General features: G+C 67.2%; 10 protein-coding genes. 3 read left to right on the top strand and 7 right to left on the bottom strand.

What is annotated here, in order from left to right:
* Positions 1-181 precede the first annotated feature (181 nt).
* From CEY05_RS25570 to CEY05_RS25560, 3 genes are all read left to right on the top strand, one after another.
* On the top strand, positions 182-700 hold the full coding sequence (locus tag CEY05_RS25570) for a sigma-70 family RNA polymerase sigma factor (protein WP_198952905.1): 519 nt from the start codon (positions 182-184) through the stop codon (positions 698-700).
* Positions 693-1,694 carry a FecR domain-containing protein gene (locus CEY05_RS25565; RefSeq protein ID WP_088600099.1) on the top strand — a complete coding sequence of 334 codons (1,002 nt, stop codon included), beginning with the start codon at positions 693-695 and terminating at the stop codon, positions 1,692-1,694. Before CEY05_RS25570 ends, CEY05_RS25565 begins: the two co-directional genes overlap by 8 nt.
* A gap of 325 nt (positions 1,695-2,019) precedes the next feature.
* On the top strand, positions 2,020-4,410 hold the full coding sequence (locus CEY05_RS25560; protein ID WP_158219424.1) for a TonB-dependent siderophore receptor: 2,391 nt from the start codon (positions 2,020-2,022) through the stop codon (positions 4,408-4,410).
* A gap of 2 nt (positions 4,411-4,412) precedes the next feature.
* Here CEY05_RS25560 and CEY05_RS25555 read toward each other — a convergent pair whose 3' ends face one another.
* The 7 genes from CEY05_RS25555 to CEY05_RS31840 all read right to left on the bottom strand — a co-directional run bounded on the left by CEY05_RS25555 (position 4,413) and on the right by CEY05_RS31840 (position 12,640).
* The gene (locus CEY05_RS25555; RefSeq protein ID WP_088600097.1) at positions 4,413-5,882 is read right to left on the bottom strand and encodes an amidohydrolase family protein; all 1,470 of its coding nucleotides are present in this window, start codon (positions 5,880-5,882) and stop codon (positions 4,413-4,415) included.
* Positions 5,882-7,489: an ABC transporter substrate-binding protein gene (locus tag CEY05_RS25550; RefSeq protein WP_088600096.1), complete on the bottom strand. Its 1,608-nt coding sequence runs from the start codon at positions 7,487-7,489 to the stop codon at positions 5,882-5,884. Before CEY05_RS25550 ends, CEY05_RS25555 begins: the two co-directional genes overlap by 1 nt.
* 105 nt (positions 7,490-7,594) lie before the next feature.
* Positions 7,595-8,842 carry a D-amino acid dehydrogenase gene (locus CEY05_RS25545; RefSeq protein WP_088600095.1) on the bottom strand — a complete coding sequence of 416 codons (1,248 nt, stop codon included), beginning with the start codon at positions 8,840-8,842 and terminating at the stop codon, positions 7,595-7,597.
* A 3-nt stretch (positions 8,843-8,845) separates the two neighbouring features.
* A complete protein-coding gene (locus CEY05_RS25540) occupies positions 8,846-9,535 on the bottom strand; it encodes a TetR/AcrR family transcriptional regulator (RefSeq protein WP_088600094.1) in 690 nt (229 codons plus the stop codon).
* Positions 9,522-10,523: a hypothetical protein gene (locus CEY05_RS25535; protein WP_088600093.1), complete on the bottom strand. Its 1,002-nt coding sequence runs from the start codon at positions 10,521-10,523 to the stop codon at positions 9,522-9,524. The genes CEY05_RS25540 and CEY05_RS25535 overlap by 14 nt, the downstream gene beginning before the upstream one ends.
* 96 nt (positions 10,524-10,619) lie before the next feature.
* The gene (locus tag CEY05_RS25530) at positions 10,620-11,252 is read right to left on the bottom strand and encodes a PQQ-binding-like beta-propeller repeat protein (RefSeq protein WP_088600092.1); all 633 of its coding nucleotides are present in this window, start codon (positions 11,250-11,252) and stop codon (positions 10,620-10,622) included.
* Between the two features lie 32 nt (positions 11,253-11,284).
* Positions 11,285-12,640 carry a helix-turn-helix domain-containing protein gene (locus CEY05_RS31840; RefSeq protein WP_088600091.1) on the bottom strand — a complete coding sequence of 452 codons (1,356 nt, stop codon included), beginning with the start codon at positions 12,638-12,640 and terminating at the stop codon, positions 11,285-11,287.
* Positions 12,641-12,784 lie beyond the last annotated feature (144 nt).

Here is a 12,784-nt window from a genome sequence, read left to right as displayed (position 1 = left end):
GGCCTGTGCGTGGCCGGGCCTTGGCCGGATTGCCGACCGGGTCGCTTCCGGCAAGGGCCCCGCGGTCCTTGCCAGCCTCTCGCCTGCGGCGAAATCGCCACAGCGGCACAGAGATCCCTGGCGTTCCACAATTGATAACAATTATCATTAATGCTCTCGTATGGAAGAGCGGTGATCAATCGTGGCAGGGTTCGACTGGCCGGTGGGGCAGGCATCCGTGGATGCGCTTTACCGGAATCATCATGGCTGGCTGCAGGGCTGGCTGCGCCGCAAGCTGGGCAATGGCTGCGACGCCGCCGACCTGGCGCACGACACGTTCGTGCGCGTGCTGCGGGGCCGCAGCCAGGAGACCATCCGCGAACCCCGCGCCTACCTGGCCACCATCGCGCATGGACTGGTCGTCAGCCACTGGCGCCGCAAGGCGCTGGAAGATGCATGGCTGGAAACGCTGGCCGCGCAGCCTGAGCCGGTCGCGCCATCGCCGGAACAACGCGCCCTGATCCTGGAGACACTGGAACAGATCGCCGCCCTGCTCGACGGCCTGCCCGACCGCGTCCGGGAAATCTTCCTGTACTCGCAGATCGACGGCCTGACCTATCCCATGATCGCCAGCCAGCTCGGCATCACGGTCAATGCCGTGCAAAAGGCCATGACGCGCGCCGTCACGCAGTGCTACAAGGCGCTCTACCTGCATGGCTGACGTCATCGCGGAACACATCGTCGAGCAGGCGGTGCATTGGTATGTGCGCCTGGCGTCCGGCCTGGTGACGGTGCAGGAGCGTGCCGATTTCGATCACTGGCGCGCGCTGCATCCGGACCACGCCCAGGCCTGGAACCGCCTGCAGGACATGGGCGGCCGCCTGCAGGACAGCGCGGCGCGGGTCGCGCCACCGACCACCCACGCAACCCTGGCGCGGCTGGCCCTGCTGACGAAGCGACGGCGTGCGCTCAAGCAGCTGGCGTGGCTGGGCGCGGGCGGAACCTGTCTGTTCCTGGTCCAGAAGCAGGTGCCATGGCGCGGCGAATTACTGGCGGCGCTGGCGGACGTGCGCACCGGCACGGGCGAACGGCGCAGCCTGGTACTGGCTGACGGGACACAGTTGCGCGTGAACACCGCCACCGCCGTGGACCTGCGTTTCGACGCGCAGGAGCGACGCCTCGTCCTGCGCCGCGGTGAAATCATGATCGCCACCGCCAAGGATGCCGCGAACCGCCCCTTCGTCGTGGCGACGGCCGACGGCGAACTGGTTCCCGTCGGCACGCGCTTCACCGTAAGGCGCGATGACGACACCGAACGCCCCTACACCCAGCTCGCGGTCATGGAAGGCGCGGTCGACGTGCACCCAGGCGCCGGCGGCGGTCCCGCATCGGCACGCATCCCAGCGGGCCAGCAGGTGCGCCTCACGCCCGCGGGCGTGGAGCAACCCGTGCCCCTGCGTGAAGAAAGCCAGGCCTGGATCGACGGCATGTTCGTCGCCGAAGGCATGCGACTGGCCGACTTCCTCGCCGAATTGAGCCGCTACCGGCGTGGCCACCTGCGCTGCGCGCCCGAGGTGGCCGACCTGCGCATCACCGGCGCGTGGCCGCTGGATGGCCCCGATGCGACCGACCGCATCCTGGATGCATTACCACGGCGACTGCCAGTGGACGTGCGCAGGTACACGCGTTACTGGGTGACGGTGGCGGCGCGCTGACTACAAATATTTACATTTTCCCCAGGCAGTTTTTGCGGACCTGCGCGGCCTCCTCATGGAAGCCCTCGGGATACCTGCCTGTGCAAGACCGGCCACGCATCGCCGGCCGCGCCTGGCCAGCCGTTCCTGACTGCCGATTCCCGCGGGCACCCTGACTACATCCATCCGTTGAGGAATCCGCACCATGGCCGCCAGCCGGGCACATCGTTCTTTATCTTCGCCATCACGCAAGGCACGACGTGCCCGTAATGCGTGCCAAGCGCAGCCGCCGCAGGCATCGTTCGATCGCATAGCCCGCTTCGCCCGCCTGATACTCTGCGCAGCCTTGGCCGGCGCCGCCAGCCTGCCGCTCGCTACCGCATCCGCCCAGCCGGCGCCATCGGCCACCGCGGTCCGCCATGATTTCGATATCCCGCAAGGCTCGCTGGATCAGGCATTGAGCCGCTTCGGCCGCCAGGCGGGCACCGCCATCTCCGTGAATGCGGCGCTCACCGCCGGCCTGCGCAGCCCTGGTGTGCGCGGCAGCTATTCGGCAGCCGACGCCTTGGCGCGCCTGCTCGCCGGCACCGGCTTGCAGGCCGTGCAGGACGGCGCCGGCGAATACACCTTGCGCGCCCTGCCCGGTACGGCGGCCAGCACCGGCGCGGCCACCCTGCCCGCCGTGCAGGTGACCGGCACGGCCGACGCGGCCGAGCGTTCGAATCCGCCCACCACGGTGGGTTCGAAAACACCGCTGACACAGCGCGAGATTCCGCAATCGATCAGCGTGGTTACGCAGGCGCAGATACAGGATCGCAACCTGATGGACATGAACGATGCCTTGCGCAAGACGCCGGGCATCGTGGTGACGCCTTACCGCGATGGCCGCGCGGACCTGTTTTCGCGCGGCTTCCCGGTCGACACCATGCAGCTGGACGGCCTGCCGATCAGTTTGAACATGACCGAGAACGGCCTGCTGACGCCCGATCTCGCGATGTACGACCGGGTGGAGACCCTGCGCGGTCCGGCCGGCCTGTATAACGGCTTCGGCGGCCCGGGCGGCACCGTCAACCTGGTGCGCAAGCGTCCTCTCGACGACCTGGCCGCGACGGCCGAGGTGCGCGTAGGCACGGATCACGAGTATCGCGGCATGGCCGATGTTTCCACGCCGTTGAACGACGCCAAGACCCTGCGGGCGCGGGTGGTCGGCTCCTATGAGAACACCGACCTGTACCAGGACTCGACGTACAAGCGGCCCGGCCTGTTGTACGGCGTCGTCGAGGCGGACCTGACGCCATCGACCACGTTGAGCATCGGCGCCAGCTACCAGCGGCTGACGATGCGCTCGATGTCCGAAGGCTATCCAGCCTATACGGACTACCGGCTCATCCAGCATCCCTCGCGCGACTATATCGGCAGCAGCACCGACGGCATGCGCTACGAGTCGAACTCGGCCTTCTTCGATCTGGAACACAAATTCGGCTCGGACTGGCGGGTGAAGCTGAGCGGCACCCACCTCTACAACACCGCCTCCATGAAAGGCACCTATGCCTGCTGCGGCGGCGTGGATCGCGCCACCGGCCTGAGCAAGATATCCTGGGGCGGTGGATCGAGCGGCAACAACACACAGGACGTGATGGATGTCTTCGTGGATGGCCCTTTCGACCTGGCCGGACGGCAGCATCACCTGACCGTGGGCATGAACTACCAGCGGTCGAACAACTATATCCGCAACGTCTACGGCGACCTCGGCAATTACGTCGACGTCAACGACCCCGTCGAACTGCCAGGCTATAGCGGCGCGCCGCTCACCAGCTATGCGCTGCGAACCGTCACGACGCAGTACACCACCTACGCCAACGCGCGCTTCAAGCTGGCCGATCCGCTGACGCTGGTGCTGGGTGGCAATGCCATGTGGTGGCGCGCGTCGGTGCGTCCGGTCGCGGACCAGAATCCCTTCGACACACCCAATACGCGCGACAGCGTCGACGGCCGCATCACGCCTTACGGCGGCCTGCTGTATGACATCAACCAGACCTATACGGCTTATGCCAGTTATACGAGCATCTTTTCGCCGCAATCGGCACGCGACAAGGACGGCAAGCTCATCAAGCCGATGCAGGGCGATCAATACGAAGTAGGCTTGAAGGGAACGTACCTGGACGGCAAGCTCAACACCAGCGTCGCGCTGTTCCAGCTCACCGAGAAGAACCGCGCCGTGGCCGATCCGCGCGAGGACCCCTACTCCGGCATCTCCATCGCCCAAGGCAAGGCACGCAGCCGTGGCGTGGAGGCGTCCGTGTCGGGTGAGGCTTACCGGGGACTGGACCTGTACGCGGGTTATGCCTACACCCACGTGAGCGTCGCGGACGCGGACGACGACGGCGGCTCGAACGGCCTGGGCGCGCAGAAATTCACGCAGATCGCACCCAAGCACACCTTCAAGCTATGGGCCAATTACCAATTGCCGGGGGAATGGCATCGCTATAGCGTGGGCACCGGCCTGAACGTATCCAGCAGCTATTACTACGACGATGGCGTGGGCCGCCTGACGCAGCCGGGCTACATGACGGCGGACCTCAAGCTGGGCTACCAGATCAACGATCATCTCGATGCCTCGCTCTACGTCGCCAACCTTTTCAACAAAAGCTACTACGAGAGCGTGGGCTCGACGTGGAACCAGAACTTCCTGGGGGCGGCACGCACGGCGATGCTCACGCTGCGCTGGAGGATGTAGCGTCAGCCCGGCGTCCGCCGCAACACCTGCCCGGGCCGCGCACCGGTTGCCCGGCCGTCGCGCCACACCGCCTGGCCATTGGTCCAGACCGTATGGATGCCGGCCGCCGCGGCCACGGGTTGCGCGAAGGTGGCCCGGTCTTCCACGCGCCCGGCGTCCAGCAGGACGAGGTCCGCCGGCGCGCCTTCCCGCAGGACGCCACGGTCGGCCAGGCCGAAACGGGCCGCGGTCAGGCCGGTCATCTTGTGGATCGCCTTTTCCAGCGCGAACAGGCCCAGGCCGCGCACATAGTGGCCCAGCACGCGCGGGAACGTACCCCACAGGCGCGGATGCGGCTTTTCGTCATGAGGCAGGCCGTCCGAACCGATCATGGTTTCATCGAACTGCAGGATACGCTGCACGTCGGCATCGTCCATGCGGAAATAGATCGCGCCCGCGGGCAGCAGGCGGTCGACGGCCTCATGCAAGCCGCAGCCCAATTCCCGCGCCACTTCGTCCAGGTCGCGCCCGGTGTATTGCGGCAGCGTCCGCGACCAGGTGACGATGACGCGTGAAGCGCCGTCGACCAGGTCATGCGTCAGGATCGTCGACGACGCGTTGTACGGATAGCAATCCAGGCATATGGCCTGCCGCTTCATCTGCTCGCTTATGCGAGCAAGCGTCTCGACCGAGCGGCCGTGGTTGGCCGTGCCCACCACCTTGTGATGCGAGATGACGACGGGCACGCCCAAGGCCCGGCCGACCTGGAAGCTTTCTTCCAGGGATTCCATGACGGTATCGCCCTCGTCGCGCATATGCGTGCAGTACAGCCCCTGGCGCGGGCTGAGCGGACGGCAGACTTCGATCACTTCTTCGACGCTGGCGGCGGCCGACGGCGCATAGGCCAGGCCGGTGGAGACACCGATGGCGCCGGCCTCCAGGGCCTCTTCCACATGCGCCCGCATGCGCGCGATTTCGCTGCCGGTGGCAGCACGGCCGATGTCCGCCATCTCGATGACACGCAGATTGGTGTGCCCCACGAGCATGGCGCAATTGGTGGCCGCCGGCTGCGCGCGCAAGCCGTCCAGGTAGTCACGGAAGCGCGGATAGCGGTACCAGCGGCCGCTGCCGTCCAGCAGGTCCAGAGGCGGCACGGGAACGCCGTCCTTCAGCGGCGGCATGGGGGCGAGCGAGATGCCGCAATTGCCGCCGATGACCGTCGTGACACCCTGGCTGACTTTCGGCGCCATGTCGCCGTCGGACAGCATGACCCGGTCGTCGTGCGTGTGGGCGTCGATGAATCCGGGCGCGATGATCAGACCGCGCGCGTCGATTTCCTCGCGGCCGCGCACGCCGGCCAGGTCGCCGATGCGTGCGACATCAGCGCCGTCAATGGCGACGTCGGCCGTGTAACGCGGCGCGCCAGTACCGTCCACCACATCCGCGCCGCGGATCACGATGTCATGAATCTTGCCGGAAGCGACGCCGCGCATCACTTGGCCGCCTTCTTGAGATTCCAGAACACGGTGACCGGGGCCGGCAGGATGCCGGACAGCCTGGTGCTGTACGCCGCCGGAATCTGGAACTGGCCCAGGGGCGCGACGACACCCTCATCGATCGCCAGTTTCTGGATCCGCGCGGCGATCTGCTTGCGCTCGGCTGGGTCGGCCGCCTGGGCGTACTTCACGCGCAGGGCTTCGATCTCCGGTACGTCGGGCCAGCCGGCCCAAGCCTTCGTGCCGTTGGCCGCCAGGGTGGTGTTGCCGAAGGGATCGCCGCTGCTGGCCAGGATGCTGTATGTCGCGAAGATGTTCCAACCGCCCTCCGCCGCCGGCTTCTGGTTGTTCTGCTGCGTCACCGCGGTCTGCCAATCCATGGCCTTCATCTTCACGTTGAAGCCGGCCTTGCGCAGCGCATCGCCGATGACCACCGGCTGCGCGGACACCATGGCGATATCGGTCGGCTGCAGCAGCACCACGGGCGTGCCGTCATACCTGGCCTCCTTGAGCAGGGCCTTGGCCTTGTCGATGCTGGCCGGGATCACCCAGTCGGCGCCGTAATCGTTACCATTGGGATTGCCGCAACCCATCACGGCCGCGCAGGTCTTGTAGTACTTGGGATTGCCCACCAGGGCCTTGAGCACGTCCTCCTGGCCAACGGCCGCCAGCGCGGCCTGACGTACCAGCTTGTTGTCGAACGGCGGGTGCAGGTGATTCATGCGGAAGTAGGTCCACGCGCCCAGCTTGTCGATCACGTCCACCTTCAGGCCGTCCTGGTTCTCCACCATGGGCAACAGGTCGAAGGGCACCTGCTGGACGAAGTCCACCTCCTTGTTGACCAGGGCATTGATCGCCGTCATCTGGTCGGACATGCCTACCCACTCCACGCGGTCGACGTTGACCACCTTGCCGCCGGCCGTCCAGCTGGGCGGCTCGCTGCGCGGCACGTAGTCCTTGTTCTTCTCGTAGACCACCTTCAGGCCGGGGCGGAACTCGGCCGTCACGAACTTGAAGGGGCCGGAGCCGATGAATTCCGTGATGGGTTGCGACGCAGGCGTGTCGGCGATGCGCTTGGGCATCATGAACGCCGGCCGCGAACTGATCTTCGACAGGCCTTCGAGCAGCAGCGAGGTGGGCTGCTTGAGGACGATGCGGAAGTGAGTGGCGTCGATGGCTTCCATGCTCTGCACCATGGTCACCAGGACCTGTCCGGTGGCGTCGACACTGGCCCAGCGGTTGATGGACGCCAGGCAGTCTGCCGCGGTGACCGGCTGGCCGTCATGCCATTTCAAGCCATCGCGCAGCGTGAAGGTGTAGGTCTTCTGGTCATCGCCGACCTGCCAGCTGGCCATCTGCGGCTGCACCTTGAAGTGCTCGTCCAGGCCCAGCAGCGTGTCGTAGATCATGTAGCCATGATCGCGCGTCAGGAAGGCAGTGGTCAGGATGGGATCCAGCACGCGCAGGCCGGACTGCATGACGGCGGTAACCGTCACGGGTCCGCTCTCGGCCCGCGCGGCGGGTGCCGCCAACATGGCGCCCGCCAGGACCCCGGCCACGCAGGCATGGCGGACGCTGCGCAGTAATTCGAGTTTCAGCTTCATGATGGATACCCTTGTATGAAAGTGGGCCCGGCTATGCTGCCGGTTGAAGGCTCAGGTGGAGATCCGGCTGGCGCTCCAGGTGCGGCATGCTTTAAACGATACTGGTCAATGAAGCTTGAACAAGCCATCGGCGATGGGCGAGGGCCGCCGCGCGATGCGGTCCGCCAGCAGCCCCGCGCTGCCCGTGGCCAGCGTGAATCCCAAACCGCCGTGGCCGGCGTTTATCCACAGATTGCGATAAGGCGTAGCGCCGATGAGCGGCTTGCCGTCGGGACGTGCCGGCCGCAGCCCCGCCCATTCCACTGGCGCGCCGATTTCGTTGAGCCGGGGCAGATAGCGGCGCACCTGTGCCTTCAGCCCCGCAATGCGGCGCGCATCCACACCTGAGCAGGCCGAGCCGATGTCCACCATGCCTGCCACGCGCAAGCGATTGCCCAGCCGGGCGTACACCACCTTGTTGTGGACGTCGCTGAGGCTGGTGCGCGGCGCCCGGCTGGACTCGCTGAGGTCATACGTCAGGCTATAACCCTTGAGCGGATAGATCAGCGGATCGAAACCCAATTCGCGGCATATCCCCTGCGCGCCCACGCCGTTGGCGATGACATAGGCTTCAGCCTTTAGCGCGCCGGCACTGGTATCCGCGGCGGTGATTCGCCCCGCCTCGGTGCGCAAGCCGTTCACCCGGGTGGCGAATTGAAAACGCACGCCAGCCTCGCGCGCCAGCCAGCCTTGCAGGGCGCCGCACAAGGCCAGGCAATCGCCCGCGTCCTCGCTTGGTGTATGGATGCCGCCCACCACCCGGTCGGCGATGTCGCTCAAGGCGGGTTCCAGCGCCAGGCATTCCGCGCGCGACAGAGCCTGCTGCCGACAGCCGAGGCCGGACTGGTAATCCATCAGGATGCGCGCTTCCTTGAAGGCCTGGCCGTCCTGGTAGACCAACAGCTTTCCGCTGGACACGAAATCGAACTGCAAGCCCTCGCGCGCCACCAGTTCGTGCATGAGACGGCGGCTGTGCAGGCCCAGTTGCAGCAGCTCGGCGGTGCTGCGGTCGGCCGTGTCGCGCCGGCAGGCACGCAGGAAACTCAAGGCCCAGCGCCACTGCGCGGGATCGGCTCGCAAACGCAGGCGCAGCGGCGAGTCCGGCTGCGTCAGCCACGCGGGCAGCTTGCGCAGGACACCCGCATCCGCCAGGGGGGCAACGAAGCTATAGCTCAATTGCGCGCCATTGGCCTGGCTGGTGCCTATGCCGGCGCGCGCCGCACCATCGACCACCGTGACGGCATGTCCTTCGCGGGCCAAGGCGTAAGCCGATGTCATGCCGATGATGCCGGCGCCGATCACGAGGATGTCCATGGGTCAGGCCTGTTTACCGCTGGCTGGCGGGCTTGGGGTCGGGGTCGGGCCTGGGTCCGGCCGCGTGCGCGCCGCCTCCAGATCGGACAGGGGCGTGTCCTGCAGGTCTTGCGGCAGATTGCCGACCATGCTTTCCAGCGCGGCATAGATGCGCGACCAACCTTCGTTGGTGCGCAGCGGCACGCCCAGGAAATGGCTTTCCGTCTTCGACCGCAGCATCAGGTACAAGACGCCGGCCAGCATGATGCCGACCTGCGCCGGCACGTCGGCTTCGTCGGTCAGCCCATCGACCCGATCGATGAAGGCACGCGCGGCGCGCTCGCGGCGGCCGGCCAACTGCGCGGTGACCTCATTGCTTTCGATCAGCTCCCAGCGGCGGATCTCGCGCAGGGTCTCGTTGCTGCCCAAGGCCTCGATCTGCGCATGCAGCATGGACAGGATCAATTCGGCGGGTGGGCGCGGGCTGGACTCGCCTGCCTTGAGCAGGTCGGAGCGGCCGGTCCAGTAATCCTGCTCGCGCATCCAGGCCATCAGCAGGCCAGGCAAGCCATTGAAGTAACGGTAGATCAATTCCTTGCTGACGCCCGCCCGCTTGGCGATGGCGTTGACGCCGACGCCGCCCATGCCCGTCTCGCGGATCTGGTCTTCCAGCGCCTGCAAGATCTGCCGTTCAGTCTGCTCACGCCGCGACATCGCTACTCCTTCCGGCCAGCAGCAAAGTGTTCTGCGCCGGGAGATCCACGGGACAGGCCGCGCCCGCGTGGATCCGCACATAGAGTTCCGTCGCGGTCACGCCCAGCAGGACGCCGTCGCGTCGCACATCGGTCTTCAGATACACCGCAGTGCTGATGCGATCGAGCGCGGCCAGGCGGGGATTGGCGGTGTCGATGGCGACGATGGCGCCTTGTGCGTCCACGTGCACGCAGTCCCGGGCCGCGGGCATCAACGGCACGGCGTGGCGCAAGGTGATGAAGCGGGGATCGGTGTCATTGCCCTGCAGGCGCGACCAGGCCAGTTCGCCCAGTTGCGCGGCCAGATCGCCGCGGGCATAGATGGAGTTGTGCAGCAATCCCAGGCTGGCTGTCGGCGTAACGCGGCTGAACTCGCCCAGGTCGTCGCGGCGCGACACGCGGGCGCTGTTGGCCATGCCGAGGCGGCCATGGACATCGATGGCGACCAGGCCCGCATCCCATTCGGCATGTGATTGCAGGACGGCATCGACTGCCTGCTGCGGAGTGGGTGCCTGAGAGGCCTGCCCCCACGGGGACCGTCCCTGTGATGCCTGGCCGCGGGACGCCTGGTCCGCGCGCGATCCGGCCAATCGATCGACTGCCGCGCGATTCAGCGCCACGCCATCCACGCCCGGCAGATTGGGCAGGCGGTGCCCGGTTACCAGGCCCACGCCATCGGCGCCCGCCAGGAACTGCGTCAAGGGCTCAGGACGGTCGGGGCCGCTGGAGATGATCGCGGCCACGCGTGCGTCCCGCCACCCCGCGGGCAGGTCCAAGGCGCTGACGCCACCGCGTTGCGTGACGCGGTATTGCACAGCACCCGCCGCGTCGAGCACCGCCATGACGGCGAAACCGCCGATGGCGCCTCGCCCCAGCAATTCTGCGCCCAGCACCGCTTCATACACCGCCGCGCCGGCATGGTCGCCGAACGCCGCAACGCCTATGGTCATGGAGCATCGCCTCGAATGTGACCACGCGGTCACAAGACGATGCTAGCACCGGGTTTCGCGGCCTCACAAGCCCGGTGAAAACCCGTATATCGCTCCCTAGATGGGCCGGCGCACCGCGCGGATCTTGCCGCTCTTGCCGCCGCCGCAATAGAACAGGTCGGTCCCATTGGACTCCAACCCCGACACATGGATGCCGTCGGGCAGCGCCATGCTCGTGTGTACCGCGCCATTCTCCGGATCGATCCGGCGCAGCTCGCTGTGGTCGTCTTCCCACGTGCCGTGCCACAGCTGGCCGTCCACCCAGCTGACGCCGGTCACGTGCCGGTCGCAATCCAGCGTGCGCAGGACCTTGCCGTCGGCGGGATCGACCTGCAGTATCTTGCGGTTCTGATAAAGGCCCACCCACAGCATGCCATCGGCCCAGGCCATGCCGGAAGCACCGCCGGCGCCTGGCGCGGGGATGGTGCTCACGACCTTACCGGATTGCGGGTCGATCTTGCGGATATGCTCGCCGTCGATCTGGTACAGGTAACGGCCGTCGAACGCCGTTCCGGCCGTAGCCGGGATATCCAGTTTGCGCACGGTCTCTCCGCTTTCAGGATCGAGGGCTTGCAGATGTTCGCCCGAGGCGAACCAGACATGCTTGCCGTCATAGGTCAGGCCGTGCACGGCGGACACGCCCGGCAGGGGGCCATACTCACGTACCAGTTCAGCGTTGGATCGTTTCATGTGCTCGCTCCTTGGGTTGGGTTGAGTTCATGCTACGCGGCGGCCAGGGCGTCCGTGAGTAAAAAGTTTGTCGTGATATCGGCGTAGCGCGACGCGGTCCAGCGCCTGGCGCGGCCGCGCCCGAGTGGCCGCGCCCTGCCCTGCGCGGCCAGGACATCGAGGGCCCGTTGCAAGGTGCGCTGGCTGACGCCCAGCGCCAGGGCCAGCGCCGAACTGGACCAGGCTTCGCCGTCTGCCAGCAGCGCCAGGATGCCGGCGTTGGGCGTTTCGACGGGCGGCGTCAGGACGGCGACGGACGCCGGCGCCGGCCGGGCATCGCCCGTGGCCGGGCCACGACGCTGGCGCGAGGATGCTTCCCTATTCGAGACCTGGCCTGCATGGTGGGCTGGTACATCGTCATCCGCGACTCGACCTGCACGATGGGCCGTCTTGCCTTCCCCTTCCAGCGCCAGCGCGTAGCCGGCGGCCGTCGCGCGGATGCCGGCCAGGGGCCGCAGCGCGGTGCGCAGGCGGCCGATTTCCACGCGCAGGCGGGCGCGGTAGGATTCATCCGCCGTCTTGCCACGGAAGAGGCGCTTCACCAATACGGCGCGCGCCACGTCTTGCGGCCAGGCTTCGCCCAAGGCACGGGCCAGGTCGAACAGCGTGGGCCGGCGTGCCAAGGCCACCAGGACCGACCCGCACTGCACCACGTGGCGACAGCCGTCGATGATCAACGTGGGGGTCTGCAACAATGCCTCCACGTCGTCCAGGCGCAATGGCCTGGCAACGCCCTCCGCCAGCAGGCACGCGGCGGGCGCGTCGACAGCGTGCTTGAGTTCATCCACTTCGGCCGTCAAGGTGGCGATGCCGGAGCGTTGCGCGGCCAGGCCGGCGCGGCGCAAGGCCAGGCGCGCCGCCTTCGCGCGTATCTGGCGCAACGCAATACCGGCCAGGACCAGGGCATGGACCGCCTGTAGCGCGGGCGGCGCGGCGGCAGGATCGATGGCCAGGACAGCAGCCTGGGCCTGTTCGACCTCACCGGTCAGCAGGCCACGGCGTGCCTGGAGCAGTCGCACGTACTGGGCGTTGGCGCGGTCGCCGTGGGCATCGAACACGGCCTGCGCGTCGTCCAGCGCTTGATCCAGCCCTGTCAGCTTGCGCGTGGCCAAGGCGATCTCGGCTTCGACCAGGCGGCAGCGCGCCTGGGCCACGGGGGCCTTGGCGCCGAAGGTCCGGGCAGCGCGGCGTACCAGCTTGCGGGCCCGTTCCATGTCGCCGATCTGCGCCATGGCGATACCCCGCAGCGCCAAGGCGGGTGCGTCGTCGCGCAAGGCGACGCGGTTCAGCGCGCCCAAGGGATCGCCCGCGGCTAGCGCGCGGGCGGCGGCTTCGATGCTGGGATCCATCCGGCCTCCGGCGAGTGCCGCGTCCACGGCAGGGCGCGGGGTGGCACCAATCTAGCACAGGGCGGTTGGGGACCGAAGGCCATCGCCGTTGGACAGGGCAGATGGATCCGGGACGACAATTCCCGGCCCGGACTCCAGGAATCT

The sequence above is a fragment of the Achromobacter sp. HZ34 genome, assembly GCF_002209485.1.
In the GTDB taxonomy this organism is placed as follows: domain Bacteria; phylum Pseudomonadota; class Gammaproteobacteria; order Burkholderiales; family Burkholderiaceae_B; genus Bordetella_C.
Note: the sequence above shows the minus strand (reverse complement) of the source record. Positions and strands in the feature narration are given on the sequence as shown.

What these genes read in the sequence shown, in the direction of transcription:
- CEY05_RS25565 (WP_088600099.1), top strand. Translation starts at nt 693, where the DNA reads ATGGCTGACGTCATCGCGGAACACATCGTCGAGCAGGCGGTGCATTGG.
- CEY05_RS25555 (WP_088600097.1), bottom strand. Translation starts at nt 5,882, where the DNA reads ATGCGCGGCGTCGCTTCCGGCAAGATTCATGACATCGTGATCCGCGGC.
- CEY05_RS25550 (WP_088600096.1), bottom strand. Translation starts at nt 7,489, where the DNA reads ATGAAGCTGAAACTCGAATTACTGCGCAGCGTCCGCCATGCCTGCGTG.
- CEY05_RS25545 (WP_088600095.1), bottom strand. Translation starts at nt 8,842, where the DNA reads ATGGACATCCTCGTGATCGGCGCCGGCATCATCGGCATGACATCGGCT.
- CEY05_RS25540 (WP_088600094.1), bottom strand. Translation starts at nt 9,535, where the DNA reads ATGTCGCGGCGTGAGCAGACTGAACGGCAGATCTTGCAGGCGCTGGAA.
- CEY05_RS25535 (WP_088600093.1), bottom strand. Translation starts at nt 10,523, where the DNA reads ATGACCATAGGCGTTGCGGCGTTCGGCGACCATGCCGGCGCGGCGGTG.
- CEY05_RS25530 (WP_088600092.1), bottom strand. Translation starts at nt 11,252, where the DNA reads ATGAAACGATCCAACGCTGAACTGGTACGTGAGTATGGCCCCCTGCCG.
- CEY05_RS31840 (WP_088600091.1), bottom strand. Translation starts at nt 12,640, where the DNA reads ATGGATCCCAGCATCGAAGCCGCCGCCCGCGCGCTAGCCGCGGGCGAT.